Annotated in this window: 22 protein-coding genes; 6 read left to right on the forward strand and 16 right to left on the reverse strand. The window is 72.2% G+C overall.

Features of this window, described 5'->3' with window-relative positions:
• Positions 1–104: 104 nt before the first annotated feature.
• The 14 genes from ACF088_RS34300 to ACF088_RS34365 form a co-directional block, all read right to left on the reverse strand.
• Positions 105–497 carry a YccF domain-containing protein gene (locus ACF088_RS34300; RefSeq protein ID WP_392379772.1) on the reverse strand — a complete coding sequence of 131 codons (393 nt, stop codon included), beginning with the start codon at positions 495–497 and terminating at the stop codon, positions 105–107.
• Between the two features lie 159 nt (positions 498–656).
• Entirely contained in the window at positions 657–1,517 is an 861-nt protein-coding gene (gene htpX, locus ACF088_RS34305) for a zinc metalloprotease HtpX (RefSeq protein WP_392379773.1), read from the reverse strand.
• A gap of 298 nt (positions 1,518–1,815) precedes the next feature.
• On the reverse strand, positions 1,816–3,369 hold the full coding sequence (locus tag ACF088_RS34310) for an NADH-quinone oxidoreductase subunit N (protein ID WP_392379774.1): 1,554 nt from the start codon (positions 3,367–3,369) through the stop codon (positions 1,816–1,818).
• Positions 3,369–5,012 (reverse strand): NuoM family protein, encoded by a 1,644-nt coding sequence (locus tag ACF088_RS34315; RefSeq protein ID WP_392379775.1) that lies wholly within the window; start codon positions 5,010–5,012, stop codon positions 3,369–3,371. The genes ACF088_RS34310 and ACF088_RS34315 overlap by 1 nt, the downstream gene beginning before the upstream one ends.
• Positions 5,013–5,183: 171 nt before the next feature.
• A complete protein-coding gene (locus ACF088_RS34320; protein WP_392379777.1) occupies positions 5,184–7,181 on the reverse strand; it encodes an NADH-quinone oxidoreductase subunit L in 1,998 nt (665 codons plus the stop codon).
• Positions 7,178–7,540 (reverse strand): NADH-quinone oxidoreductase subunit NuoK, encoded by a 363-nt coding sequence (gene nuoK, locus ACF088_RS34325; protein WP_392379779.1) that lies wholly within the window; start codon positions 7,538–7,540, stop codon positions 7,178–7,180. The genes ACF088_RS34320 and nuoK overlap by 4 nt, the downstream gene beginning before the upstream one ends.
• Positions 7,540–8,166 carry an NADH-quinone oxidoreductase subunit J gene (locus ACF088_RS34330; RefSeq protein WP_392379780.1) on the reverse strand — a complete coding sequence of 209 codons (627 nt, stop codon included), beginning with the start codon at positions 8,164–8,166 and terminating at the stop codon, positions 7,540–7,542. Before ACF088_RS34330 ends, nuoK begins: the two co-directional genes overlap by 1 nt.
• Positions 8,163–8,831, reverse strand: a complete 669-nt coding sequence (locus ACF088_RS34335) for a NuoI/complex I 23 kDa subunit family protein (RefSeq protein ID WP_392379781.1) — start codon at positions 8,829–8,831, stop codon at positions 8,163–8,165. Before ACF088_RS34335 ends, ACF088_RS34330 begins: the two co-directional genes overlap by 4 nt.
• Entirely contained in the window at positions 8,828–9,796 is a 969-nt protein-coding gene (locus ACF088_RS34340) for an NADH-quinone oxidoreductase subunit H (RefSeq protein ID WP_392379783.1), read from the reverse strand. Before ACF088_RS34340 ends, ACF088_RS34335 begins: the two co-directional genes overlap by 4 nt.
• Entirely contained in the window at positions 9,793–11,199 is a 1,407-nt protein-coding gene (locus ACF088_RS34345; RefSeq protein ID WP_392379784.1) for an NADH-quinone oxidoreductase subunit C, read from the reverse strand. Before ACF088_RS34345 ends, ACF088_RS34340 begins: the two co-directional genes overlap by 4 nt.
• Complete coding sequence (locus ACF088_RS34350; protein ID WP_392379786.1) at positions 11,196–11,906, reverse strand: NADH-quinone oxidoreductase subunit B; 711 nt, start codon at positions 11,904–11,906, stop codon at positions 11,196–11,198. The genes ACF088_RS34345 and ACF088_RS34350 overlap by 4 nt, the downstream gene beginning before the upstream one ends.
• Entirely contained in the window at positions 11,897–12,298 is a 402-nt protein-coding gene (locus ACF088_RS34355; protein WP_328386124.1) for an NADH-quinone oxidoreductase subunit A, read from the reverse strand. Before ACF088_RS34355 ends, ACF088_RS34350 begins: the two co-directional genes overlap by 10 nt.
• 269 nt (positions 12,299–12,567) lie before the next feature.
• Positions 12,568–13,878: a hypothetical protein gene (locus ACF088_RS34360; RefSeq protein ID WP_392379788.1), complete on the reverse strand. Its 1,311-nt coding sequence runs from the start codon at positions 13,876–13,878 to the stop codon at positions 12,568–12,570.
• A gap of 569 nt (positions 13,879–14,447) precedes the next feature.
• On the reverse strand, positions 14,448–15,668 hold the full coding sequence (locus ACF088_RS34365; RefSeq protein ID WP_392379790.1) for a secretion protein snm4: 1,221 nt from the start codon (positions 15,666–15,668) through the stop codon (positions 14,448–14,450).
• A gap of 155 nt (positions 15,669–15,823) precedes the next feature.
• On the opposite strand from ACF088_RS34365, the gene ACF088_RS34370 reads away from it, so the two are divergent.
• The 6 genes from ACF088_RS34370 to rarD all read left to right on the forward strand — a co-directional run bounded on the left by ACF088_RS34370 (position 15,824) and on the right by rarD (position 24,525).
• Entirely contained in the window at positions 15,824–17,152 is a 1,329-nt protein-coding gene (locus ACF088_RS34370) for a sensor histidine kinase (protein ID WP_392379792.1), read from the forward strand.
• Positions 17,153–17,466: 314 nt separating this feature from the next.
• Positions 17,467–18,780 (forward strand): sensor histidine kinase, encoded by a 1,314-nt coding sequence (locus ACF088_RS34375; RefSeq protein ID WP_392379793.1) that lies wholly within the window; start codon positions 17,467–17,469, stop codon positions 18,778–18,780.
• 401 nt (positions 18,781–19,181) lie between these two features.
• On the forward strand, positions 19,182–19,841 hold the full coding sequence (locus ACF088_RS34380; protein WP_392379847.1) for a LuxR C-terminal-related transcriptional regulator: 660 nt from the start codon (positions 19,182–19,184) through the stop codon (positions 19,839–19,841).
• A 294-nt stretch (positions 19,842–20,135) separates the two neighbouring features.
• Positions 20,136–22,088 carry a 2-oxoacid:acceptor oxidoreductase subunit alpha gene (locus tag ACF088_RS34385; RefSeq protein WP_392379794.1) on the forward strand — a complete coding sequence of 651 codons (1,953 nt, stop codon included), beginning with the start codon at positions 20,136–20,138 and terminating at the stop codon, positions 22,086–22,088.
• On the forward strand, positions 22,081–23,175 hold the full coding sequence (locus ACF088_RS34390) for a 2-oxoacid:ferredoxin oxidoreductase subunit beta (RefSeq protein WP_392379795.1): 1,095 nt from the start codon (positions 22,081–22,083) through the stop codon (positions 23,173–23,175). Before ACF088_RS34385 ends, ACF088_RS34390 begins: the two co-directional genes overlap by 8 nt.
• Before the next feature lie 267 nt (positions 23,176–23,442).
• Complete coding sequence (gene rarD, locus ACF088_RS34395) at positions 23,443–24,525, forward strand: EamA family transporter RarD (protein WP_392379796.1); 1,083 nt, start codon at positions 23,443–23,445, stop codon at positions 24,523–24,525.
• On the opposite strand, the gene ACF088_RS34400 is transcribed toward rarD, so the two are convergent.
• Positions 24,515–25,387, reverse strand: a complete 873-nt coding sequence (locus ACF088_RS34400; protein WP_392379797.1) for an ABC transporter permease — start codon at positions 25,385–25,387, stop codon at positions 24,515–24,517. The genes rarD and ACF088_RS34400 overlap by 11 nt on opposite strands.
• Positions 25,374–26,486, reverse strand: a complete 1,113-nt coding sequence (locus ACF088_RS34405; protein ID WP_392379798.1) for an ATP-binding cassette domain-containing protein — start codon at positions 26,484–26,486, stop codon at positions 25,374–25,376. The genes ACF088_RS34400 and ACF088_RS34405 overlap by 14 nt, the downstream gene beginning before the upstream one ends.
• Positions 26,487–26,571: the final 85 nt, after the last annotated feature.

Raw genomic sequence — 26,571 nt, forward strand, 5'->3', positions numbered from 1 at the left:
GATGGGGCGGCGCGCTTCGGCGTGCCGCCCCACCGGTGTGTCGGGGCGGCACCACGAGGTGCGGCAGGGCCCCGGCGGGCCCCGGGCGGGCGGTCAGCGGGCGGTCAGCGGGCGGCGAACGGCTCGTCGGTGGGGACGATGTCGCGGCCCAGGGGCATCAGGGAGACCGGGATCATCTTGAAGTTGGCGATGCCGAAGGGGATCCCGATGATCGTCACGCACAGGGCGAGGCCGGTGATGATGTGGCCCAGGGCCAGCCACCAGCCCGCGAAGATGATCCAGATGACATTGCCGATCGCCGAGCCGGCGCCGGCGTCGTCGCGTACGACGGTCGTCCGGCCGAAGGGCCACAGGGCGTAGCCCGCGATCCGGAAGGACGCGATGCCGAACGGAATGGTGATGATCAGGATGCAGCAGATGATGCCCGCGAAGACGTAGCCGAGCGCCAGCCAGAAGCCGCTGAGGACCAGCCAGAGGACGTTGAGGATGAACTTCATGATCAGCAGCCTTCCACGGGCACGGCGGAGAATGTATCTGCCGTGCTAGACGCGCTGAGCCCGGTGAATCGTTGCGTTCATGATGCGCCGGGTGCCTGGTGACGGCCACCGGTCCCGGCGGCCTCGGGGATGTCAGGGACGCCAGGGGCACCAGGGACGTCAGGGGCGGTGGCCCGCCATTTGTTCGAGGCGGGCGATCCGTTCGTCCATCGGGGGGTGGGTGGAGAACAGCCGGGACAGGCCGCCGCCCCGGAACGGGTTGGCGATCATCATGTGGCCGGCGGTTTCCAGGCGCGGCTCGGGCGGGAGCGGGAGCTGCCGGGTTCCGGCCTCCAGCTTGCGCAGCGCGGAGGCCAGGGCCAGCGGGTCGCCGGTGAGCTGGGCGCCCGCGGCATCGGCTTCGTACTCGCGGGAGCGGCTGACGGCGAGCTGGATCAGCGAGGCCGCGACCGGTCCGAGAATCATGATCAGCAGCATGCCGAGGAGTCCGGGGCCCTCGTCGTCGTCGGAGCGGCCTATCGGAATCAGCCAGGCGAAGTTGACGAGGAACATCACGACGGAGGCCAGCGCGCCGGCGACGGAGGAGATCAGGATGTCGCGGTTGTAGACATGGCTGAGCTCATGGCCGAGCACGCCGCGCAGCTCGCGCTCGTCGAGCAGCTGGAGGATGCCGTCGGTGCAGCAGACCGCGGCGTTGCGGGGGTTGCGGCCGGTGGCGAAGGCGTTGGGCGCCTGGGTCGGGGAGATGTACAGGCGCGGCATGGGCTGGCGGGCCGCGGTGGAGAGGTCACGGACCATGCGGTAGAGCTGTGGCGCCTCGAACTCGCTGACCGGGCGGGCGCGCATCGCCCGCAGGGCCAGTTTGTCGCTGTTCCAGTAGGCGTAGGCGTTGGTGCCCAGGGCCACGACGACGGCGATGATCAGGCCCGTACGGCCGAAGAGGCTGCCGATGACGATGATGAGGGCGGACAGTCCCCCGAGGAGTACGGCGGTCCTGAGCCCGTTGTGCCGGCGGTGCACGGTACGCCCTCCAAGCGGTGCGGCAGGGGAACCCTGTGCTGCGTTTCTCCACTGACCAGTGGATCCTTACTCACTGGTCAACGCGAGATGAACGAGCCAGGTTCCCTTGTGCACCGGCGGCGCACCGGGCGGGGCACGCGGGCGCGCCCGCCGGGGCGCAGCGCCGTACGGGTGGGGTGGAGGCCGGTGTGGGCCCCGGCGGGGCGCGCCCGATGGGGACTCCTGCGGGCGGGTCGGCCGTTAGGGGGGATCTGCCCAGAGCCCGCCTGGAGCTCTCCTGGAGCTCTCCTGGAGTCTCTTAGAGCAGCGTCCCGGAGGCGAAGCGCAGGACGAGCTGCGGAGCGCCGGAGAGGGCGATGCCGAGGACGGCGGCGAGCGCGATGGCGGTGGCCAGGGGGGCCGGGATCGCGGTGCGGGCCGGGTGGCCGGCGGGCGCGGCCTCGGGGGCCTCGGGGGCCTCGGCGCCCTCCGTTTCCCCGGCTCCCCGGAAGAGGACCGTGGTCCACTGCAGGTAGTAGTAGAGCGCGATCACGACATTGACGGCCATGATCACGGCGAGCCAGGCCAGCCCCGCGTCGACGGCCGCGGAGAAGACCGTGACCTTGGCGAACAGGCCGATGATGCCGGGCGGCAGTCCGGCGAGGCAGAGCAGGAAGAAGCCGAGGGCGAGCGCCACGACGGGCCGCTGGTGGTACAGGCCCCGGTAGTCGGTGATGCGGTTGGCGGGGCGCGTACGGGCCACCAGGGCGGCGACGGCGAAGGCGCCGAGGTTCACGGCCGCGTACATCAGGGCGTAGGCCACGGTGGAGCCGATGGCGTGCGCCGGGTCGTGGGCGTAGCCCGCCGACGCGATCGGGACCAGGAGGTAGCCGGCCTGGCCCACCGAGGACCAGGCGAGCAGGCGTACGGCGCTGTGCGCGCGGCGGGGGTCCTGGCGCAGGGCCGCGACATTGCCGACGGTCATGGTGAGCGCGGCGAGGACGGCCAGTGCCGGGCCCCAGACGTTCGCGTAGGAGGGGAAGCCCTGGACGGTGACGAGGATCAGGCCGGAGAAGCCGACGGCCTTGCCCACCACGGAGAGGTAGCCGGCGATGGGGAGCGGCGCGCCGACGTAGGTGTCCGGCACCCAGAAGTGGAACGGGGCGGCGGCGGTCTTGAAGGCGAAGCCGACCAGGGTGAGGGCGACGCCGGCGCTGGCCAGAGTGGCCAGCCGCGGGTCGGGGAGGGCGGTGAGGGTGTGTGCCACCCGGGAGAGGTGCAGGCTGCCGGTGGCCGCGTACAGGAAGCTCACGCCGAGCAGCATCACGGCGGTGGCGGCCACCGAGGACAGGAAGAATTTGAGCGCGGCCTCGGAGGAGAGCCGGTCGCCGCGCCGCAGTCCGACCAGCGCGAAGGCGGGCAGCGAGGCGACTTCGAGGGCGATGACCAGGGTGGCGAGATCCCGGGAGGCGGGCAGCAGGGCGGCACCGGCCGCCGAGGAGAGCAGCAGGAACCAGTACTCGCCCGCGGGCAGATCCTGGTCCTTGATCACGTCGATGGACAGCAGGGCGGTCAGCAGCGCCCCGCCGAGCACCAGGAACTGGATGACCAGGGCGAACGGGTCGGCCGCATAGCTGCACACGTCCGGGTGGGCGGGCAGGCAGAAGGTGCGGCGGTCGCCGTTCAGGAGGGGCAGCAGGGACAGCGCGGCGAGCGCGAGGCCCGCCGTGGCGATCCACCCCAGCAGTGGCTTGCGGGCCGCCGGGAGGAAGAGGTCGGCGACGAGGATCACCAGGGCGACGGCCGCGGCGATCGTGGGCGGCGCGAGGGCGAGCCAGTCGACTGACTGGACCAGAGAGGTCACCGTGCTCATCACTTACCGCCTCCGAGGAGCTGCTGGACGGCCGGGTCGGTGAGGCCGAGGAGGGCCGCGGGCCACAGTCCGGCGAGGACGGTGAGGACGGCGAGGGGGGTCCAGGCCGCGTACTCGTAGCGCGCGAGGTCGGGGATGACGGGGGCCGGCGCGGCCGGGGCCACGGTCGCCGCTTCGGCCGCTGTCGCGGTGCCCTCCTCGACGGCCGGGACGGCTTCCACGGCCGCCGGGGTGCCGCCCATGCAGACACGGCGGACGACGAGCAGCAGGTAGGCGGCGGTCAGCAGGGTGCCCAGGCCGGCCAGCGCCATGAACGTCAGGAAGGCGGGGCGGCTGAGGCCGGCAGCGGGCCGGAAGGCACCGAACATCGCCAGCATCTCGCCCCAGAAGCCTGCCAGCCCGGGGATGCCCAGCGAGGCGACCGCCCCGAAGGCGAGCAGGCCGCCGAAACGGGGGGCCTTGCCGTAGAGGGCGGCGCCGGTGCTCCCCGACAGGGTGTCGAGGTCGGTGCTGCCGTAGCGGTCCTTGAGCGCGCCGACGAGGAAGAAGAGCAGGCCGGTGATCAGGCCGTGGGCGATGTTGGCGAACAGCGCGCCGTTGACGCCGGTGGGGGTCATGCTGGCGATGCCGAGCAGCACGAAGCCCATGTGGCCGACGGAGCTGTAGGCGATCAGGCGTTTGAGGTCGCCCCCCGCGCCCTTGCGGACGAGGGCGAGGCAGGCGAGCGAGCCGTAGATGATGCCGATGGCGGCCAGCGCGCCGAGGTACGGCGCGACGGTGTGCATGCCCTCGGGCGTGATGGGCAGCGCGATCCGTACGAAGCCGTAGGTGCCCATCTTCAGCAGGACGCCGGCCAGCAGCACCGAGCCGACGGTGGGGGCGGCGGTGTGGGCGTCCGGCAGCCAGCTGTGCAGCGGCCACAGCGGGGACTTGACGGCCAGTCCGATGCCGATCGCGAGCACCGCGAGGAGCTGAACGGTGTGGCTGAGCTGGGCTTTCGGGCCGTTGTCAGTGGCGAGTGCCACCATGTCGAAGGTGCCGGATTTCACGCCGATCAGAAGGAGGCCGAGCAGCATCACGACGGAGCCGAGCAGTGTGTAGAGGATGAACTTCCACGCCGCCGCCTGCTTTTCCGCACCGCCCCAGCGGGCGATGAGGAAGTACATCGGGATGAGGACCATCTCGAAAGCGAGGAAGAACAGCATCAAGTCGAGGACGGCGAAGCTGGCGAGGGTGCCGGCTTCGAGAGTGAGCAGCAGGGCCACGAATGCCTTGGGAGACGGGCCCGTTGGCATGTGGAAGTAGCTGTAGAGCGCGCAGAGGAAGGTCAGCAGCGCGGTCAGTACGACAAGGGGGAGCGAGATGCCGTCGATGCCGAGGTGGATGCGGATGTCCAGCGCCGGGATCCAGCTGATGTCGGTGGTGGCCTGCATACGGGCCGGGTGGTCGTGGTCGAAGCCGGCGGCCAGCGCGAGGGCGGCGGCGAGCACGACGCCGGTGGCGGTCACGCCGTGGCGCAGTACGGCCTGGTCGGGGTTGCGGCCCTTGAGGCCGGGGGGCGCCGGGAGCAGGGCGCCGACCGCACCCAGCAGGGGGAGGACGACGACCGCCGCGAGGAGGTACTGCAGAGCGGTGGGGTTCACGGGTCAGGCCCTCCTCAGGGTTTCGGCTCCGGCGAGCCCGGCCACGAGGGGCGTCGGCTGGGGGTGCGGGGTGCGTGCACCAGGGGTGCGGCCGTCAGGCGTACGTGCACCAGGGGTGTGCGGCATCGGGGTCGGGATCGGCATCGGCATCGGCATCGGCATCGGCATCGGTCAGGCTCCCGTGCCCATGGCGACGAGGACGGCGGCGACGGCCAGGACGAGCGAGCCCGCGAGCAGCGCAGCGAGGTAGGTCTGCACGTTTCCGGTCTGGGCGCGGCGGACCGCGGCGCCCAGCAGGCGGGGAGCGGCGCCCGCGCCGCGGACGTAGGTGTCGACGACCTCGCGGTCGAGGAAGCGCACGAGCGTGGCGGCGGCGCGTACGGGCCGGACGAAGAGGGCGGAGTAGACGGCGTCGAGGTGGAAGCCGACCGCCGCATGACGCTGCAGCGGGCCCAGGAGGAGACGGCCGGGGTCGGCCGGGTCCGGGGCGCCGGCGTTGTCGCCGTAGGCCGGGGCGTGGGTGTCGATGGCCACCTCCTCGGCGAGCGCGGGGGTGGCGTCCGGAGCGGCGACGACCGCGCCGAGGGGGATGCGGGCGGCGAGCGCGGTGGTGTGCCGCCAGGCCGCATAGGTGACCAGGCCGCCGACGAGGGCGATACCGGTGCCCAGGACGGAGGTGGTCAGGGTCGGCGCGAGCGAACGCCCGTCGAACCAGCCGGGCAGGAAGGGGGCGGCGAGGCCGAGTGCGACGGTCGGGATGAAGAGCACCCACAGGACGGCGTTCATGGCGACCGGCTGCGGGCCGTGGTCGGGGGCTTCGGCGCCCTTGCCCTTGAAGGCGAGCAGCCACAGGCGGGTGGCGTAGGCCGCGGTGAGGAGGGCGGTCAGCAGTCCGGAGACCAGCACGGTCCAGCCGGCCGCGCCGGGGATGCCGTGCGCGTCGCCGGTGGCCGCGTGTTCGGCGGCGCCCAGGACGGCTTCCTTGGAGAAGAAGCCGGCGAACGGCGGGATCGCGGCGAGCGCGAGCAGCGCCACGGTGACCGTCCAGTAGGCGTCCGGGATGCGCCGGGCCAGGCCGCTCATCCGGGACATGGCGGCCAGCGAGTTGGTGCCGGCGGCGTGGATGATCACGCCGGCGCCGAGGAAGAGGAGGGCCTTGAACGCACCGTGCGAGATGAGGTGGAAGACGGCGGCACCGCGGTCACCGACGGCCAGGGCGCCGAGCATGTAGCCGAGCTGACCGACCGTCGAATAGGCCAGGACGCGCTTGATGTCGTCCTGGGCCAGCGCGGCCAGCCCCGAGCCGACCATGGTGATCGCGGCCATGACGGCGAGCACGACCAGCGCGGCCGCGGAGGCGGCGAAGACCGGGAGGAGGCGGGCCACGAGATAGACACCGGCCGCCACCATCGTCGCGGCGTGGATCAGTGCCGAGACGGGCGTCGGGCCGGCCATCGCGTCCGGCAGCCAGGTGTGCAGCGGGAACTGCGCCGACTTGCCCGCGACACCGGCCAGCAGCAGCAGCGCGATCAGCGTCGGATGGTCCAGGCCGCCGGCGGCGACGGAACCGAGGATGCCGGTGATGCGGAAGGTTCCGGCATCCGCGGCCAGCGCGAAGATGCCGAAGAGGAAGGGGACGTCACCGAGCTTGGTGACGAGGAAGGCCTTGAGGGAGGCGGCGCGGGCGGCCTCGGTCTCCCAGTAGTGGCCGACGAGGAAGTAGGAGCAGATGCCCATGACTTCCCAGCCGACCAGCAGCAGCATCAGGTCGCCGGTGTAGACGACCAGCAGCATCGCGGCGGTGAAGAGCGAGACCAGCGCGGCGTAGGAGGGGTAGCGCGGGTCGTCGCGCAGATAGCCGGTGGAGTAGAGCTGCACACAGGTCGCCACGACACCGACCAGGACGGCGATCAGCGCGGCGAAGCCGTCGATGTGCAGGGCCAGATCGATGGGGATCGAGCCGGTCGGGGTGAGTTCGGTGGCGACGTCGGTGGCCGGGCCGGTGCCCTGTCCGATGGCGACGGTCACGGTGAGCGCGGCCGCGGCCAGCGTCGGCAGCACGGCCAGCGGCCGGACGAAGCCGGGCGCACGGCGTCCCAGGAGAAGGCCGGCGACGGCCCCGAGGAAGGGCAGGAGGGGAACGAGAACGGCGGTGGTCGTGAGCGTCACGCGGCGGCCTCCGCCGTGGTGTCCGGCTGCGGGTCCCCGTCCGCGGCGCCCGTCTCCTCGGCGAGGTCACGGAGCCGGTCGATGTCGGAGCTGCCGCGGTTGCGGTAGACGAGCAGCACGATCGCCAGGCCGATGCCGATCTCGGCGGCGGCGATCGCGATGGTGAAGAGGGTGAGCGCCTGGCCGGTGTGCAGGGTGTCGCGCAGCCAGACGTCGAAGGCGACGAGGTTGAGGTTGACGGCGTTGAGCATCAGCTCGACGGACATCAGCACCAGGATCGCGTTGCGGCGCGCGAGCACGCCGTACAGCCCGGTGCAGAAGAGGAGGACGGCGAGGACGGCCGGGTAGACGAGATGCATCAGCGCTGCTCCTCTCGCGGGGCGGGGGCGGCGGGGGCCCGGGAGGCGGTGTTCTCGAGGCCCGCCACGGCGGACCGTTCCTCCCCCGTCCTGCGGGAGAGCACGATCGCCCCGACGAGCGCGGCCAGCAGCAGCACGGACAGCGCCTCGAAGGGCAGCACCCAGTACTGGAAGAGGCTGCGCCCGGAGGCCTCGGTGGAGCCCTGGGCGGCGCCCTCGAAGCTGATCCAGGTGGTGCGGAAGGCATCCACGACGACCCAGACCAGAGCGGCGGCCGAGGCGAGGGCCACCGCGAGCGCGGCCCAGCGGTTGCCCGAATCGGCGTCCGGGGAGCGGCCGATGGGCGCCTTGGTGAGCATCAGCCCGAAGAGCAGGAGGACGACGACGGAACCGACATAGATCAGCACCTGCACCCAGGCGATGAACTCGGCCGTCAGCAGCAGGTACTCGACGGCGATCCCGCCCAGGGCGACGACCAGCCAGAGGGCGGCGTGCACCAGCTGCCGGGTGGTGACGGTGATGACGGCCGCGCCGAGGGTGGCGATCCCCACGAGGAGGAAAGCGATCTCGACACCGGTGGTCGAGAGGAAGCCGTGGCCGGCTGCGGTGGCGGCGGCGAGCGTCACTGTCCCTCCCCTGGGGTGTCCGGTCGGTTCTGGTCCGCTGTCCGGTCGGCGGCCTGGTCCGCGGTCCGGTCCGTGGCCTGATCCGTGGTCGGGGCCTGGGCCTGGGCCTGGGCGGCCTCGGCTTCGGCTTCGGCTTCGGCCTGCTGCTGGGCGGCGAGCTTGTCCGCGGCCTTGCGGGCGGCGGCGAGCTCCTTGGGCTCCTCGGCCGCCGGGTCGAGCGCCGGCGGTTCGGGCACCGTCCACATCCACTCGCGGAGCTTGTCGCGCTCATGGGTCAGATCACGGATGTCCGTCTCGGCGTACTCGAACTCCGGTGACCAGAAGAGCGCGTCGAAGGGGCAGACCTCGATGCAGATACCGCAGTACATGCACAGCGCGAAGTCGATCGCGAAGCGGTCCAGCACATTGCGGCTGCGCTCCCGGCCTCCGGGGGCGGCCGGCGGCACCGTCTCCTTGTGGGAGTCGATGTAGATGCACCAGTCCGGGCACTCCCGGGCGCACAGCATGCAGACCGTGCAGTTCTCCTCGAACAGCCCGATGACGCCACGCGTACGGGGCGCGAGGTCGGGCTGGACGTCCGGGTACTGCGCGGTGACCGATCGTTTCGTCATCGTCCGCAGGGTGACGGCCAGCCCCTTGGCGAGGCCGGAACCGGGGAAGCTCATGACGAGATCACCACCTTGACGACGCCGGTGAGGGCGATCTGGGCGAGCGAGAGCGGGATGAGGACCGTCCAGGCGAGCTTTTGCAGCTGGTCCTCGCGCAGCCGCGGATAGGTGACCCGCAGCCAGATGACGCCGAAGGCGAGGATCACGGTCTTCAGCAGCGTCCACAGCCAGCCCAGGCCGTCGGCGCCGAACGGGCCGTGCCAGCCGCCGAGGAAGAGGACGGAGGTCAGGGCGCAGAGGACGACGATGCCGGCGTACTCGGCGAGCAGGAAGAGCGCGAAGCGCAGTCCCGTGTACTCGGTGTAGGCACCGAAGATGATCTCCGAGTCGGCAACCGGCATATCGAACGGCGGCCGCTGCAGCTCGGCGAGCCCCGCGGTGAAGAAGACCACCCCGCCGACGATCTGCCACGGCACCCACCACCAGTGGAAGGCCTCGATGATGCCGGGCAGCGAGAGCGTGCCGGCCGCCATCGCGACGGAGGCCGCGGCGAGCAGCATCGGCAGCTCGTACGCGAGCAGCTGCGCGGCCGTCCGCAGACCGCCGAGCAGCGAGAACTTGTTCGCCGACGCCCAGCCCGCCATCAGCGAGCCGAGCACACCGACGCCCATGACGGCGAGCACGAAGAAGATGCCCGCGTCCAGGTCCTGTCCCACGGCGTTGTGCGGGCCTATCGGGATGGCGACCAGAACCAGGAGGTACGGCAGCAGGGCGACGGCGGGTGCGAGCTGGAAGATCCGCCGGTCGGCGCCGGCCGGAACGATGTCCTCCTTCTGCGCGAACTTCACACCGTCGGCCACGAGCTGCGCCCAGCCGTGGAACCCACCTGCGTACATGGGGCCCAGCCGGCCCTGCATATGGGCCATGACCTTGTGCTCGGTCTGCCCGATGACCAGGGGGAAGACCAGAAAGACGACGAAGACGGCGGCGAGGCGCAGCGCGATGTCGAGGGCGTCGCTCATGGGGTGTCGCCTCCTGCCGGGTCTGGGGGGGTGCCCTGTGGGGGGCGGGGGGCGGGGTCCGGGTCGGGGGCAGGGTCCGGGTCCGGCTTCGGCTCGGGCGCGGGCTCCGGCTCGGGCGCGGGCTCCACGGCCGGACCGGCTTCCGCCTTTTGCTCCGGCTCCGGCTTCTTCTCCGGCTCCGGGTCCGGCTTCTTCTCCGACTCCGGGTCCGGCTTCTTCTCCGGCTCCGGCTCCGCCTTCTTCTCCGGCTCGTCGAAGGCCGGACGGGCGTGGTGCCAGGGCGCGTCCGAGGAGCGCGGGGCCGCCTCCTTGGAGGGGGCCACCTCCTTCAAGGGAGCCGCCTCCTTCGAGGGAGGTGCCGCGGCCTCCCGGGCCGAGGTCTCCGTCGGCGGGGTCTCGGCCGACGCGGCCTCCTTGGGCGAGGTCGCCTCAGAGGTCCCCTTGGGCGAGGTCGCCTCAGAGGTCTCCTCGGTCGCGGCGGCCTCGGTCGCGGCGGCCTCGGTCGCGGGGGTCTCCGCCGCCCGTCGCTGGGCGGCCGAACCCTCGCTCGCCGACCGGGTACGCCGCGCCGGGCGCTCAGGCCGCTCGGGACGTGCTTCGGCCGCTGGGGTCCCGGTCGCCTCCCCCGCCGCCTGCTGCTGACCGGCCGAGCCCTCGCCCGCGGTCCGCGTACGCCGCGCCGGCCGCTCACCCGCGGCACCACCGGCCGCCCGCGCACCCCGTGCCGGACGCGCGGGGGCAGGCGGCAGCTGGCCCTTCAACGGGCCCCACTCGTTCGGGTCCGGAACGCCAGGGGGCAGCATCTGGCGGCGCTTGGGCCCGCCGTGCTCGGACTCCCCCGGTTCCTTGGCCCCCGGCCATGCCTTGGCGACCCGCGCCGCCAGCACGAAGTCCTTGCGCAGCGGGTGCCCCTCGAAGTTGTCCGGGAGCAGCAGCGGTACGAGGTGCGGATGGCCGGTGAAGTCCACGCCGAACATCTCGTGGGTCTCCCGCTCGTGCCAGCCCGCGCCCGCGTAGACACCGACGGCGGTGGGCAGCGCGGCCGCCTCGTGCGGCACGGTCGTGCGCACGATCAGCCGGTGGACGGTACCGGGCCGCGCCACATCGACGAGGTGCGCACAGATCCGGAAGCCGGTGCCGGGCTCGTCGACGGCGCTCAGCCAGTCGAAGTAGCTGCAGCCCAGGTCGTCGCGGGCAGCCGTCAGCGCGGTGAGCCAGCCGTCCACGGGAACGTCGATGGTCAGCACGTCGTACGCCAGCTCCGCCGTGGCCCCCGTACCGAAGATCTCGCTCGCGGGCCGCGACAGCCAGCCGACAACGGGCTCGGCGACAGGCTGCTCGGGCTGCTCGGGCTGCTCGGCCGACGCGCTGGTCTCCGGCTGCTGCTCCGGCTGCTCGCTCATCGGGGCTCCTCCCCCGCCGCCTTCGGCTCATCCCCCGGTGCCTTCGCCGCATCCGTCGCCGTCGCCGTTCCCGTCGGCCCATCCGGCTTCGGCGCGGGCGGCGTGACCAGCCCGCTGCGCAGCGCGGCGGCGGAGGGCCGCGCCGCGCCGCCCTTCGCGTACCGCTCCCCCAGCGACTCGCGGGCGATCTTCTCCTGGAGCTTGAGGATGCCTTGGAGCAGCGCCTCCGGACGCGGCGGGCAGCCCGGTACGTACACATCCACCGGAATGATCTGGTCGACGCCCTTGGTGACCGAGTACGAATCCCAGTAGGGGCCGCCGCAGTTGGAGCAGGCCCCGAAGGAGATGACGTACTTCGGCTCGGGCATCTGCTCGTAGAGCCGCTTGACCGCGGGCGCCATCTTGTCGGTGACCGTGCCGGAGACGACCATCAGGTCGGCCTGGCGCGGGCCGGGGGCGAACGGGATCACGCCGAGCCGGATGAAGTCGTGCCGTGCCATGGACGCGGCGATGAACTCGATGGCGCAGCAGGCGAGGCCGAAGTTGAAGACCCAGAGGCTGTAGCGGCGGCCCCAGTTGAGGACCACCTTCATCGGTTCGGGCGCGAGCCGGGCCAGGGTGCCCAGGCGCCGCGGCTCCGGCAGGAACTGCGGGGCGGCGCCCTCGGACGCGGCTGCGGAGCTGTGGGAGGCGGGGGTCACGTCCATTCCAGGACGCCCTTCTTCCATGCGTAGAGCAGGCCGATGGTGAGGAAGCCGAGGAAGATAAACATCTCCACCAGCGTCACACCACCGAAACCGGGGGCGGCGAAGATCGTCGCCCAAGGGAAAAGGAAGATCGAGTCGACGGCGAAGATGACGTAGAGGAAGGCGTACACGTAGTAGCGGACCTGGGTGTGTGCCCAGCCCTCGCCGACGGGGTCCACCCCGCACTCGTACGTCAACAGCTTCTCGGGCGTCGGCACCACGGGCCGCAGCAGCCGCCCGGCACCGAAGGCCACGGCCACGAAGAGCACCCCGATCACGGCGATGATGCCGACGACCGAATAGCCCTGGAAATAGTCCGCGGCGACGGTGGTGCCCACGGTCGCGTCCGGCACGTCCGCCCCTCGCTCCCTGACTGCGCTTGTTCAACGACTTCGACGATCTGTACGGACGGGAGTCTAGGCCCTGCCCCGGCCGCAGTGAGCAGCCGGATCGTCGCGGACTGTGGGGTTATCCCTACTTCGCCCTACCTGGGCGGCCGGCAGCGTAGACGGCGCGGACGGTTGTCCCAGAAGGTGTCTCACGGAGCGGACGGGCGCGGGGGGTCGGGGACGGGGGGTCGGGGACGGGGGGTCGGGGGCGGGGCGGAGCGCCTTGTCCCACGTCACCGGGGCGGCCCGGCGTGGGGGTAAGCAGGGCCGGAGTGGGCGGGACCGGAGTGGCCTCCATCGGGGGCCGCCGGTGCGCTCGGGCCCGTACGCTGCCGGCCCGGTCCGCGCGAGACGGCCCGGTCCATCGCCTCGGCCGCGATCCGCGCCGCCGCCTGCAGCGTCCGCTCGCCGAGCAGCTCCGTACGGATCGCGCCGCCGGCCGCGAGATGGCGGTCGTAGGGAAGCGGGAGCACCGTCGCGCCGCCGACGCTCAGATGCTCGGTGGCCCTGCGCAGCTCCAGCCCGGAATCGGGGGATACATGGCTGAGCACCACCACCGTCGTCGGCAGCATGCCGGGGTGGAGCCCTCCGACCCAGTCCAGTACCGAGCGGGTGGCCGCCACTCCCTCCGGGGTCGCCGGGGATACCAGCACCCGCGCCTGCGTCGTCACCAGCGCGGTACGCGCCACCTCGGCGGGCAGCGTCTCGCAGTCCACGACGGTGGTCGCGAAGTACCGGCGCAGGGATGTCATCACCACCCGGTAGGTGTCGATGTCCAGCCTCGTCCCGATGGCGCCCTGGCTGCCCGGCAGCAGCCAGCCGCCGCCGGGGAACGGAATCAGATAGCCGGTCAGGTCCGTGATCAGCATCGACGGATCCACTATCTGCGCCAGGTCGGTGCCCGACCAGCGCACTTCCCGCGCGCCCAGCCGGTGCGGCAGCGTGCCGAGCGCCGGATCGGCCTCCATCGCCAGCACCGGATCGGCGCGGTAGTGCGCATAGGTGAGGGCCAGCAGGGCGGCGACGGTGGACTTGCCCGCACCGCCCCGGATGCTCGTCACGGAGATCTGCCGGCCGGTGGCCACCGGCTGCTGGATGGCGTACGCGGTCTGGGTGACGGCGGCGGTCTCCGCGGCGGGCGACGAGGCGATCGCCCGCCGTACGGCCCGCCCCGCACGCTGCGCGACGGACTCTCCGTGCCGCGGCTTGGACCGCACGGCGTCCAGCTCGGGCGGCAGCAGCGGTAGGGAGACGGGTGTGGGCTGGGACCTGCGCACGGGGGTGGGCGTGTGAACAGGGGCGTACGGGGCCGGCGTGGTGGACGGGGCCGGCGTGATGGGCAGGGGCGGCGTGATGGACGGGGGCGGCGTGATGGACGGGGGCGGCGCGGCATGAGGGTCCACGGCGGCATAAGGGGCTGATGCGCCGTAGGTGGCCGGTGCGCCGTAGGTGGCCGGTGCGCCGTAGGTGGCCTGCGCTGGTGCTGGTTCCGGTACGGGCTGCGGCGGCGGAGCGGCAGCCGGCAGCGGGCCGGTGGAGGGCATGGCAGGAGGCATGACGGAGGGCATGGCAGGAGGCGCGGCAGGAGGCATGGCAGGAGGCATGACGGAGGGCATGGCAGGAGGCGCGGCAGGAGGCATGGCAGGAGGCATGACGCCGGGCGCGGCCGCACCGGCGTCCGGCGCGCTCGGCTCCGCTCGCACCGTCACCGGTGTGTCCCATACGGTCGCCGCCGAGGGTGCGGACGTGGTGACCGCCTCGGGCGCTTCCCCGGGGACGGGCGTGGCCGCCTCAGCCGTCTTCTCAAGGGTGACCGCGCCGGGGCCGCGCTTCCCGAGGATGGGCGCACCCGGGTCACCCCCCGGGTCACCCCCCGTGCCGGCTCCTGTGCCGCCCGTTCCCGCGGGCGTCCCCGGCGTCATCGCCGTCCCGCCAAGGTCCCGCGGCAGATCGTGCTGCCGGTCTCCTTGCACAGGTCCGCCTGGTGGCACGGGTCCAGCGGGTTGTACAAGCCCGCCTGGTTGCACGGGTCCGCCTGGTGGCACAGGTCCACCCGGCCCGCTCGATCCCTTGGTTCCCTCTGCTGACATGGTCCCGCGGCCGCCTTTCCGGTTCAGAACGTGTGCAGCAGCCGGCTGTAGACCCCGAGCGCCCCGAGGGCCACCGGGATCAGCGCCACCACGCTGACCGACTCGACGAGGTTCATCAGCCGGCGCAGCCGGAGCTGAACGTGTTCCGGCACCCGCACCGCGAGCACCACCAACGGCAGCACCGCCAGCACACCCAGCGCGGCGAGCGCGCCCGATGGCCCGGCCCCGTCCGCCGCCCCCTGCCACACCAGGCCGACCCCCACTGCCGTCCCGGCGGCCAACAGGGCGACGACCTCGACCACCAGGGGATAGGCACGCGCACGCGAAAGCGTCACCACGCACAGAAGGGCCGCGGCAGCGACCGACCAGCCGTCCCCCGAACCGGCGGCAAGTACTCCCCCCGCACCCGCGGAGACCGCCATGGCAGCGGTGGCCGGCGCGAGACCGCGATGGGTCGCGCCGAGGGCGGTCGCCACCTGGTGCCGGCTCACCGGCGCGCCACCGGAACGCCGGTCATCGAGCCGGGTCAACCCGGCCGCCGTCAAGGCCAGTCGGGGCAGGTACCCCAGCACGAGCACCGAGACCACACCCAGTACGACTCCCGTACGCGCCACACCGGTCAGCGCCAGCGCGGCCTCCCACGCTCCCACCGCGAGCGCGACCGCCGCCGCACCGACGAGTCCGCCGCGCCCCAGCTCCGTACAGACGCCGAGCAGCGCGAGCGCGACCGCAACGGTCAGTCCGACGGCGGCCAGTCGCACCGCGCCGGCCGGGGCGGCCTGCCAGGAGGCGAGCGCGCCGAGCGCGCCGCCCCACACCAGCAGTGCGGTGCCCAGCGGACGCCGACCGAGCCAGCCGGCGGCAGCTCCGCCGACCGCGGCGAGCACAGCGGCGACACCGAGCCAGCGCGCGGCCGGGCCCGGCCCGTACCAACTCGCCGCCGCAACCCCGGCGACCAGCGCCAACAGCACGCTCGCCGCACCGGCCGTCCACGTCCGGCTCCGCTCGTCCCAGCCTCGGCCGCTCACCGCCAGACCGTCGGTGGCCTCACCGGTGGCCTCATCGGCTGCCTCGTCGGAGGCCTCTTTCGTGGCGTCCTGCGCCGACGGCACCACCGTCGCCGCCGGCGGCGCCCCTTGCTCCCCTACGAGCCGCGGCACCGAGCCGTCGGGCACCCGCGCCGAAGCGAGCGCATCGTCCTGCGAAAGCGCCGACCCGTCCGCCGTCACCAACTGCCGCGCCATCGCCCGCTCCCCCTCCCGTTCCGTACCGCGACACGATACGGCCCCCCTCCAACACGGTGTCCAGCACGGTCGGCAGCGGCGGGTGGGGAAAACCCCACCCCCGCCACCCCAGCCACCCCATGGCACACGGATCGGCGACCGGGCAGGCTGGGCGCATGACGGAGAGATCCCGGCCCAGTGCTGCTGATGTTGGCGAGACCACCCCTGACGGTGTGTCATTGCCGCCGCCCGCGGGGCCGCTCAGCGGCGTGACGTGGCGGGAGGTCGCGTACCTGCTGTCCAATTTCCCGCTGGATCTCGTCGCGTTCATGGTGCTGTTGGTCTGGCTGACCCTCGGGATCGGGCTGTCCGTCACCGTGATCGGGCTGCCCCTGCTGGCCGGCGGCCTGGTGACCTGCCGGAAGTACGGGAAGCTGGAACGGGCGCGGGCGCGGGCGCTGCTCGGGCTGCGGGTGCCGGAGCCGAGTCCGCTGCGGTCCCGGGAGCGGGGGTTCCTGCCCTGGCTGTGGACGTGCTTGAAGGACCCGGTCGCCTGGCGGCATGCGCTGTTCGCGTTCCTCCGGCTGCCCTGGGCCGTGCTCACCTTCGTGGTCGCCCTGCTCTCGCTCGTCGTGGCGTGGCCGGCGCTCCCGTGGCTGGCGCGCTGGCTGACCAACGTGGACCGGGCCATGGTGCGCGGCCTGCTCTCGCCCTCCGACGAACTGGAGCGGCGGATCGCCGAGCTGGAGACGGACCGGGTGACGGTCACCGACACCGCGGCCGCCGATCTGCGGCGCATCGAACGGGATCTGCACGACGGCGCACAGGCCCGGCTGGTGGCGCTCGCCATGGGGCTCGGCCTGGCGAAGGAGAAGCTGCTGGAGGGCCGGGCCGACGACAGCGTGGCGGCGATGGTGGACGAGGCGCACGGCGAGGTGAAGCTGGCGCTGCAGGAGCTGCGGGATCTGGCCCGGGGCATCCACCCGGCGATCCTCACCGACCGCGGGCTGGGGCCCGCCCTGGCCTCGTTGGCCGGGCGCTGCACGGTGCCCGCCACCACGGCCGTGGACCTGGACGAGCGGCCCGCGCCCGCCATCGAGGGCATCGTCTATTTCACGGTCTCGGAGCTGCTGCAGAACGTCTCCAAGCACAGCGCGGCGCGAACGGCGTCCGTCGAGGTGTGGCGAGCCAAGGAGCGTGGCAGCGCCGGGCCCTCGGACAGGGGCGGTGGTGGGCGACGGACGGACGACCGGCTGCTGATCCAGGTGACGGACGACGGGAAGGGCGGGGCGCGGCTGGACGGCGGCAGCGGGATGGCCGGGCTCGCCGAGCGGCTGGGGTCGGTGGACGGGCTGTTCGTGCTGGATTCGCCGGTGGGCGGGCCCACGCGGGTGACGGCGGAGCTGCCGTGGCGGGCGCGGACGGAGCCGCGGGCGGCGTCGAAGGCGTCGAAGCCGTCGAAGGCGGGGACGAAGGCTGCGGAAGCGGGGGCGAAGGGGCGCTGACGGGGCGAAGGGGCCCTGACCGGCCCCGCCTGACGGGCCCGCTGACGGGCCGCCTGGCGTGCCGTCTGACGTCCCCGTCAGACGGAGCCGGTCGGCCACCCGCCCACCCGCCCCGGCCGGCCGGCCGGGGCGGGTGGTGGCGGCCGCAGTTCCAGGGGTGGGGAAAACCCCAGGCGAAGACTGCAAAGAGCCTCATGGTGCGCGGGACGCCGGCCGCGGACCCTTGTCATAGCGGAGAGAGCCGCACGGCCTGCAGTTCAGGCGGCGGATCCGACCGGGCAAGGGCCGCATCCGGCAGAACGGACGACGAGACGATGGAAACCGCATACGCACCGCAGCCCCACGGCTCCCGGGTGCCCGAGGGGCTGCGCGCCCCGTTCTCCGGGCGCGCCTGGCGGGAGTTCCTGTACCTCTTCCTCAGCCTCCCCCTGTCCATCGTGATGTTCGTCTACGCCATGGTGGTGATCACCACGGGCGCCGGTCTGCTGGTCACGTTCCTCGGCATCCCGCTGCTGGCGGGCGGCCTGGCCGGCGCCCGTGCGCTGGGCGGCCTGGAGCGTGCGCGGGCCCGCGGGCTGCTGGGGCTGGACGTCGCCGATCCCGAGCCCGTCCGGCCCTCCAAACCGAGCCTGATGGGATGGGTCGGGGCCGTACTGAAGAGCGGGGTGTCCTGGCGGCACCTTCTCTACTCCCTGCTGCACTTCCCGTGGGCGCTCTTCTCCTTCATCTTCTCGGTGACCTTCTGGACCCTCGGCTGGGGGCTGCTGGCCTACCCGCTGTGGCGGTGGACGTTCCCCGCCTACCTCGGCCAGTCGGGCATCCAGTTGTGGGGCGACGGCAGCGGCCACGGCGCCTATCTCGACACCCCGACCGAGACCGCGGTCACCAGCGGGGCAGGGCTGCTGTTGGTGCTGGCCGGACCGTGGGTGATCCACGGGCTGACGCAGGTGGACCGGGTCATGGTCCACGGCCTGCTGGGACCCTCCTCCCTCGCCACCCGGGTCTCCCGGCTGGAGTCGGACCGCGGGGTGGTGGTGGACACCGCGGCGGCGGATCTGCGGCGCATCGAGCGTGACCTGCACGACGGCGCACAGGCCCGGCTGGCCTCGCTCGCCCTGGACCTGGGCCTGGCCAAGGAGAAGCTGGCCGAGGATCCGGAGGCCGCCGCGAAGATGGTGGACGAGGCGCACGGCGAGGTGAAGATCGCGCTCCAGGAGCTGCGGAACCTGGCCCGCGGGATCCACCCGGCGATCCTCACCGACCGGGGTCTCGGCCCGGCGCTGTCGGCGCTGTCCGCGCGGTGCACGGTTCCGGTGACGGTGACCGTGGACCTGGATCAGCGGCCGGCCGCGGCGATCGAGGGCATCGCCTACTTCACCGCCTCCGAGCTGCTGCAGAACGTCTCCCGGCACTCCGGGGCCCACAGCGCGACGCTGGACGTCTGGCACACCGCGGACCGGATCATGGTGCTGGTCGCGGACAACGGCCGCGGCGGGGCGCACACCGGGTCGGGCACGGGCCTGGCCGGCCTCGCCGAGCGGCTGGAGGCCGTCGACGGCCTGCTGATCGTGGACTCCCCGGTCGGCGGCCCGACCTGCATCACCGCGGAGCTGCCGTGGCGCGGGTGACGGCGGAGCTGCCGTGCGGGTGACCGTCGAGCTGCCGCAGTGCGGCCGCCCTCCGGGGCGCAGGCCGACCGCCAGGGCACCAGGCCACCGGTGCGCGGAGGGGCCTCCGGCCCGTGGGCGCCCGGTCACCGCCGGGCCGGGACGGGGGTCCGGCCAGGCCGGTCTCTCCCGATACGCCGCGGTCGCCAGGTGCCCAGCCCGCCCCGCCCCCGTACCGGCCCTGCCCCGCCCCCGTCCCGCCCGTCCCGGCCCCGTATCGGCCCCGTATCGGCTGCTCTCGCCCCCTTCTCCGCCCCTGATCCCCCTCATCCGCCTCGCCGCCGTCCGAATGCTGGGATGCTGGAGGCCGGCGGGGGTGGGATGCGATGAGGCATGGGGGAATCTGAGCCGTGGAGGACAAGGTGCGGGTGGTCATCGCCGAGGACTCGGTGCTGCTCCGTGAGGGCCTGACCCGGCTGCTCACCGACCGGGGGCACGAGGTCGTGGCAGGTGTGGGGGACGCCGAAGCACTGATCAAGACGATCGGGGAGCTGGCGGACGAGCGGGCGCTGCCGGACGTGGTCGTGGCGGACGTACGGATGCCGCCCACGCACACCGACGAAGGGGTCCGGGCCGCCATCCGGCTGCGCCGGGACCACCCCGGCCTCGGGGTGCTGGTGCTCTCGCAGTACGTCGAGGAGCAGTACGCGACGGAGCTGCTGGCCGGATCGAGCCGGGGCATCGGCTATCTGCTCAAGGACCGGGTGGCCGAGGTGCGGGAGTTCGTCGACGCGGTGGTGCGGGTCGCCGGGGGCGGGACCGCCCTGGACCCGGAGGTGGTGGCGCAGCTGCTGGGCCGCAGCCGGAAGCAGGACGTGCTGGCACAGCTGACACCCCGGGAACGGGAGGTCCTGGGGCTGATGGCCGAGGGCCGGACGAACTCCGCGGTCGCCCGGCAGCTGGTGGTCAGCGACGGCGCGGTCGAGAAGCACGTCAGCAATATCTTCCTGAAACTGGGCCTGTCGCCGAGTGACGGGGATCACCGCCGGGTGCTCGCGGTGCTCACCTACCTCAATTCCTAGCCGTCTGACAATCTGTCAGGCAGGCGCCCCGAGGCGTATCCGCCGAGGTCCAGGACTTTGGTCGTAGAACCAATGGAGGAGCCCGGAGCGTCATGAGTAAGGGGTCACGGGGGTGGTGATTTCATGACTAAACACACCAGATCGGTGTCTCATGTTGACGTCCAACATGCGAGCGCCCCAGGGAAGGCCACCCTTACCCACGTACGATGGTTATGGGACAACCGGTCGATATGACACGTCCCGAGCCCCTGCCTCCGGCGGGGACGCCGCACCCCTCGAGGGAGGTCCGAAGCAGTGACCAGCCAGGTCAGTAGCACAGCCGAGCAGACCGACGCAGCGCTTGTCGGGGAAGAGCGCGCTTCCGGTAACGGCGGCGAAGGCAAAGAAGTCCGACGCCTCGACCGGGTGATCATCCGGTTTGCCGGTGACTCCGGTGACGGTATGCAGCTCACCGGCGACCGGTTCACCTCCGAGACCGCGTCGTTCGGAAACGACCTGTCGACGCTGCCGAATTTCCCCGCCGAGATCCGTGCCCCTGCCGGGACCCTGCCGGGTGTCTCCAGCTTCCAGCTGCACTTCGCCGACCATGACATCCTCACGCCCGGTGACGCGCCGAATGTGCTGGTGGCGATGAACCCCGCGGCGTTGAAGGCGAACCTCGCGGATGTGCCGCGGGGCGCGGACATCATCGTCAACACCGATGAGTTCACCAAGCGCCCGATGGCGAAGGTCGGATACGCGACCAACCCGCTGGAGGACGGGTCGCTGGAGGCCTACAACGTCCACCCGGTGCCGCTGACGACCCTGACGGTCGAGGCGCTCAAGGAGTTCGGGCTCTCCCGCAAGGAGGCCGAGCGCAGCAAGAACATGTTCGCGCTGGGGCTGCTGTCGTGGATGTACCACCGGCCGACCGAGAGCACCGAGAAGTTCCTGCGGGCGAAGTTCGCGAAGAAGCCGGAGATCGCGGAGGCGAACGTCGCGGCGTTCCGGGCGGGCTGGAACTTCGGTGAGACGACGGAGGATTTCGCCGTCTCCTACGAGGTCGCGCCGGCGACCACGGCCTTCCCTACCGGCACCTACCGCAACATCTCCGGGAACCTCGCGCTGTCCTACGGGCTGATTGCGGCCGGCCGGCAGGCGGATCTGCCGCTGTATCTGGGCTCGTACCCGATCACCCCGGCCTCCGACATCCTGCACGAGCTGTCCAAGCACAAGAACTTCGGCGTGCGCACCTTCCAGGCGGAGGATGAGATCGCCGGTATCGGCGCGGCGCTGGGCGCCGCGTTCGGTGGTGCGCTGGCGGTGACGACCACGTCGGGTCCCGGTGTGGCGCTGAAGTCCGAGACGATCGGCCTGGCGGTCAGTCTGGAACTGCCGCTGCTGATCGTGGACATCCAGCGCGGCGGACCGTCGACGGGTCTGCCGACGAAGACCGAGCAGGCCGACCTGCTGCAGGCGATGTACGGGCGCAACGGTGAGGCGCCGGTGCCGATCGTGGCGCCGAAGACGCCCGCGGACTGCTTCGACGCCGCCCTGGAAGCGGCCCGGATCGCACTGGCCTACCGCACGCCGGTCTTCCTCCTCTCCGACGGCTATCTGGCCAACGGTTCGGAGCCGTGGCGGATCCCCGACGTCGACGAACTGCCGGACCTCCGGGTCCAGTTCGCCTCGGGACCCAACCATCAGCAGGCGGACGGCACCGAGGTGTTCTGGCCGTACAAGCGGGATGAGCAGACGCTGGCCCGGCCCTGGGCGGTGCCGGGCACACCGGGCCTGGAGCACCGTATCGGCGGTATCGAGAAGCAGGACGGCACGGGCAACATCTCCTACGACCCGGCCAACCACGACTTCATGGTGCGCACCCGCCAGGCGAAGGTCGACGGCGTCGACGTCCCCGATGTCGAGGTCGACGACCCCACCGACGACAGCGGCCGGGGCGCCACGACCCTCGTACTGGGCTGGGGGTCGACCTACGGACCGATCACCGCGGCGGTACGGCGCGTGCGGCGCGCCGGCGAGCGCATCGCGCAGGCCCATCTGCGCCACCTCAACCCCTTCCCGGGGAATCTCGGCGAGGTCCTGGCACGTTACGACAAGGTGATCGTGCCGGAGATGAACCTCGGACAGCTCGCCACTCTCCTGCGCGCCAAATACCTCGTCGATGCGCAGTCGCACACCCAGGTCAGCGGAATGCCGTTCAAGGCCGAGCAACTCGCGGAGGTCTTTAAGGAGGCCATCAATGACTGAGACGATCGCGGAGGGTTCCTCGCAGATCGAGGCGCTCTCCCTGGTGCCCAAGGCCGACGCCAAGCAGTCCATGAAGGACTTCAAGTCCGATCAGGAAGTGCGCTGGTGCCCCGGCTGCGGTGACTACGCCGTCCTTGCCGCCGTGCAGGGCTTTATGCCCGAGCTCGGCCTGGCCAAGGAGAACATCGTCTTCGTCTCCGGCATCGGCTGCTCCTCCCGCTTCCCGTACTACATGAACACCTACGGGATGCACTCCATCCACGGCCGCGCCCCCGCCATCGCCACCGGCCTCGCCTCCTCCCGGCGCGACCTGTCCGTGTGGGTCGTCACCGGCGACGGCGACGCCCTCTCCATCGGCGGCAACCACCTCATCCACGCCCTGCGCCGCAACGTCAACCTCAAGATCCTGCTGTTCAACAACCGGATCTACGGTCTGACCAAGGGGCAGTACAGCCCCACCTCCGAGGTCGGCAAGATCACCAAGTCGACGCCGATGGGGTCGCTGGACGCACCGTTCAACCCGGTCTCGCTGGCGCTCGGCGCCGAGGCGTCCTTCGTCGCACGCACCGTCGACTCCGACCGCAAGCACCTCACCTCGGTGCTGCGCGAGGCCGCCGCCCACCCCGGCACGGCGCTGGTGGAGATCTACCAGAACTGCAACATCTTCAACGACGGCGCCTTCGAGGTCCTCAAGGACAAGGAGCAGGCCGAGGAGGCCGTCATCCGCCTGGAGCACGGGCAGCCGATCCGCTTCGGTGCCCTGGCCCCCGACGGCTTCGGCTCCAAGGGCGTGATCCGCGACCCGGCCACCGGCGACCTCAGGGTCATCGACGTACGGGAGGAGGGCACCGGAGGCGTGCTGGTGCACGACGCGCACAACCCCTCGCCCACCACGGCGTTCGCCCTCTCCCGGCTCGCCGACCCGGACACGCTCCACCACACGCCCATCGGGGTCCTGCGCAACGTCAACCGGCCGGTCTACGACACCCTGATGTCCGACCAGCTCGACGACGCCATCGAGCAGAAGGGCAAGGGCGACCTCGCCACTCTGCTGACCGGCAACGACACCTGGACCGTCGTCGGCTGACGGCCGGTCCAACGGGTGCCCGTACGGGAACGTCTTACGGCGTCCTGCACGGGCACCGTTGCGTTCCACGGGCACCCGAGTGCGCTCCCCGACACTCGTGTGCGCTTCCCAGGCACCCGTGTGCGCGTCCGGGTACCCGTGTGCGCTCCCCGGCCCCGGCCCCGTGGGCCGCCGGCCTGCCACGACCGGATGGCAAGACGGGTATGACAGCCGGACAGGGCGGCGCTACGTTCGCAGAGGCGGCGAAGCACCCTGCGGAGGTCCCCCTTGCAGCCTCGAAGCGATCAGCGGGTCGGACTCGCCTACGGTTTCGCCGCCTACACCATGTGGGGCCTGCTGCCGCTCTACTGGCATCTGCTGGGCGCCGCCTCGCCGTCCGAGATCCTGGCCCATCGCATGGTGTGGTCGCTGCCCGTCGCCGTCCTCCTCCTGGCCGTGCTGCGCCGCTGGTCCTGGATCGGCCCGTTGCTGCGGCAGCCCAGGAGGCTCGGACTGATCCTGGTCTGCGCCCTGGTCATCTCGGCGAACTGGTTCCTCTACATCTGGTCGGTCAACGCCGGGCACGTCCTGGAGGCCTCGCTCGGCTATTTCATCAACCCGCTGGTCAGCATCGCCTTCGGCGTACTGGTGCTGCGCGAGCGGCTGCGGCCGCTGCAGTGGACGGCGGTGGGAGTCGGCTTCCTCGCCGTCGTCGTGATGACCGCCGCCTACGGCAAGGTGCCCTGGATCGCGCTCGGGCTGGCCTTCTCGTTCGCGACATACGGGCTGGTCAAGAAGGGCATCAAGCTCGACGGGATCGAGGGCTTCAGCGCCGAGACGGCCCTCCAGCTGCTGCCCGCGCTGGGGTTCCTGGTCTTCCTCGCACTCCACGGCGAGTCGAGCTTCACCACCGGCGGGGTGGGCCGGGCACTGCTGCTCTCGGGTTGCGGTATCGCGACGGCGGTACCGCTGATCTGCTTCGGCGCCTCGGCCGTGCGGCTGCCGCTGACGACGATCGGGATGATGCAGTATCTGGCGCCGAGCTTTCAGTTCGTGCTGGGGCTCACCGTTTTCCACGAGCGGATGCCGCCGGAGCGCTGGGCCGGGTTCGCTCTGGTGTGGGCGGCCCTGACGGTACTGACCTGGGACGCGCTGCGGACCGCACGGCGGGCGCGGACGGCACTGGCCGACGCCGCGGCCCGTGCGGGCGGGGCGGCCGCGGCCGGAGCCGTGCAGGCGGTGGAAGCGGACCGGGCAGCGGCGGCGGAAAAAGATAAGGCAGCGGAAGCGGAGCGAGCAGCGGCAGCAGCGGCGGCACGGCACGCCGGAGGACCGACCGCGACACCGCGGTCCGACGGCCTCACCCGGTGATGTCCCGGGTGGTGAAGCGCGCCCAGGCGGCCGAGCCGAACACCAGGGCGTACAGCGCCTGCAGGCCGAGGTTCTTCTGCAACGGGTCCCAGTAGACGGGGTCGCGGAGCAGATCCGCGAACGACAGCCAGTAGTGCGGGAAGAGATAGGGCTGGATGGCGTGCAGCTGCGGGAGGGTGTCCAGGATCTGCACGGTGATCAGCAGGCCGACCGTGGTCGCCATGGCGGCGATACCGCTGGTGGTGAGTGCCGAGATGAACAGGCCGACGGCCGCCACTCCGATGAGGGACAGCGCCACCGCGACCGCGATGGCCAGCGCCCGCAGCAGTCCCTCGCCGAAGGACACGGACGTACCCGAGAGCAGGGTGACCTCGCCCAGGGGGAAGAGCAGTGCGCCGGTCGCCAAAGCGGAGAGCGCCACGACCAGGGTGCCCACCAGGCAGAACGTCAGGATCGTGGCGTATTTGACCAGCAGCAGGCGGGTGCGGCCCGCGGGAGCCACCAGGAGATAGCGCAGCGTCCCGCCGTGGGCCTCACCGGCGAGGGAGTCGCCCGCTATCACTCCGATGGACATCGGCAGGAAGAACGGCAGCGTCACCGCGAGCGAGGTGAAGACCAGGAAGAGGCCGTTGTGGGTGACCTGCGAGAGGAACGCGGGGCCGCCCGGGCCACCGCCACCGCCCGGCCCGCCGTCGCCCGTCTCGATTTTGACGGCGATACCGACCAGGACCGGTACGCCCGCGAGCACCGCCAGCAGCGCGAGGGTGCGCCAGCGCCGGAACGTCGTAGCGATCTCGCTGCGCAGCAGACCCAGCGACCAGAGCGGTCGGGGCGTGCGCACCGCGGCCTCAGCCTGCGACATCGAAGCCCTCCCCGGTCAGCTGTACGAAGACATCCTCCAGCGACGCCCGCTCCCTGCCGAAGCCACGGACCCGTACACCGGCGTGCACCAGCGCGGCGTTGAGCTCCGCCAGGTCCGGCGGCGCCCCGCCGTCCGGGGTTCCCATGGGCGCGTGTGTGTCCGGGAGTTCGCCGGTCACCCGGTCGCCGGTGACCTCCAGGCCGGTCAGACCGTGCTCCTTCAGGACCCGGGCCGCGTCGGCCGGGTCGGGGGTGGTCACCGTCAGCCGGCCGTCGCCGTGCGAGTCGAGGACCGTCGCGGAGAGGTCGGCCACCGTGCCCTGGGTGATCAGCCGGCCGCGGGCCATCACCGCGGCATGGGTGCAGACCTGCTCGATCTCGTCGAGGAGATGGGAGGAGAGGAAGACGGTGGTGCCGTCCGCCGCAAGTTCGCGGATCAGGGCGCGGATCTCCCGCATGCCCTGGGGGTCCAGGCCGTTGGTCGGTTCGTCGAGGACCAGCAGCTCACGGGGCTGGAGCAGGGCCGCGGCCAGGCCGAGGCGCTGCTTCATGCCGAGGGAGTAGGCGCGCGCCTTCTTGCCGGCCGCGGCGGCCAGGCCCACCCGCTCCAGTGCATGCCCGACCCGCTCGGCACGGGTACGGGGATCGGCGAGCGGGTCGGCGGCGTCGAACCGGCGGAGATTGTCCCGCCCGCTGAGGAAGCCGTAGTGCGCCGGGCCCTCGATGAGCGCGCCGACCTCGGGGAGCACCCGGCGGACCGCGGCGGGCATCGGCTGCCCGAGCACCCGGACGCTGCCGGCGCTCGGTTCGATCAGGCCCATCAGCATGCGGATGGTGGTGGTCTTGCCGGAGCCGTTGGGTCCGAGGAAGCCGAAGACACTGCCCCGCGGTACGGCCAGATCAAGGCCGTCGACGGCGAGCTGGCCGCCACGGTAGGCCTTGGTCAGCCCGCGCGTCTCGATCGCCAGGTCCGCGGCCGGGCGGCGGGCGGACCCGTCGTCGGCCGGCCGGGGGGCGGACCCGTCGTCGGCCGGCCGGGGGCCGGGCCCGTCCGCGGTCGGGCGGGGGCCGTCGTGCCCTGCGGCGGGCGGCTGTGGCATCGGCTCCCCCAACGTCGTACGGATGGCTCACGGGCTGCGCCGCGCCACCCGCGGAGGGGTGGCGCGGCGTCCCGCGCTGCTGCGT

The organism is Streptomyces sp. NPDC015125 (assembly GCF_043080045.1).
Taxonomy (GTDB): domain Bacteria; phylum Actinomycetota; class Actinomycetes; order Streptomycetales; family Streptomycetaceae; genus Streptomyces.

What these genes read in the sequence shown, in the direction of transcription:
- ACF088_RS34345 (WP_392379784.1), bottom strand. Translation starts at nt 11,199, where the DNA reads ATGAGCGAGCAGCCGGAGCAGCAGCCGGAGACCAGCGCGTCGGCCGAG.
- ACF088_RS34300 (WP_392379772.1), bottom strand. Translation starts at nt 497, where the DNA reads ATGAAGTTCATCCTCAACGTCCTCTGGCTGGTCCTCAGCGGCTTCTGG.
- ACF088_RS34310 (WP_392379774.1), bottom strand. Translation starts at nt 3,369, where the DNA reads ATGAGCACGGTGACCTCTCTGGTCCAGTCAGTCGACTGGCTCGCCCTC.
- ACF088_RS34335 (WP_392379781.1), bottom strand. Translation starts at nt 8,831, where the DNA reads ATGAGCTTCCCCGGTTCCGGCCTCGCCAAGGGGCTGGCCGTCACCCTG.
- ACF088_RS34390 (WP_392379795.1), top strand. Translation starts at nt 22,081, where the DNA reads ATGACTGAGACGATCGCGGAGGGTTCCTCGCAGATCGAGGCGCTCTCC.
- ACF088_RS34360 (WP_392379788.1), bottom strand. Translation starts at nt 13,878, where the DNA reads ATGCCCTCCACCGGCCCGCTGCCGGCTGCCGCTCCGCCGCCGCAGCCC.
- ACF088_RS34400 (WP_392379797.1), bottom strand. Translation starts at nt 25,387, where the DNA reads ATGTCGCAGGCTGAGGCCGCGGTGCGCACGCCCCGACCGCTCTGGTCG.
- ACF088_RS34340 (WP_392379783.1), bottom strand. Translation starts at nt 9,796, where the DNA reads ATGAGCGACGCCCTCGACATCGCGCTGCGCCTCGCCGCCGTCTTCGTC.
- nuoK (WP_392379779.1), bottom strand. Translation starts at nt 7,540, where the DNA reads ATGCATCTCGTCTACCCGGCCGTCCTCGCCGTCCTCCTCTTCTGCACC.
- ACF088_RS34370 (WP_392379792.1), top strand. Translation starts at nt 15,824, where the DNA reads ATGACGGAGAGATCCCGGCCCAGTGCTGCTGATGTTGGCGAGACCACC.
- ACF088_RS34375 (WP_392379793.1), top strand. Translation starts at nt 17,467, where the DNA reads ATGGAAACCGCATACGCACCGCAGCCCCACGGCTCCCGGGTGCCCGAG.
- ACF088_RS34365 (WP_392379790.1), bottom strand. Translation starts at nt 15,668, where the DNA reads ATGGCGCGGCAGTTGGTGACGGCGGACGGGTCGGCGCTTTCGCAGGAC.
- ACF088_RS34405 (WP_392379798.1), bottom strand. Translation starts at nt 26,486, where the DNA reads ATGCCACAGCCGCCCGCCGCAGGGCACGACGGCCCCCGCCCGACCGCG.
- ACF088_RS34350 (WP_392379786.1), bottom strand. Translation starts at nt 11,906, where the DNA reads ATGGACGTGACCCCCGCCTCCCACAGCTCCGCAGCCGCGTCCGAGGGC.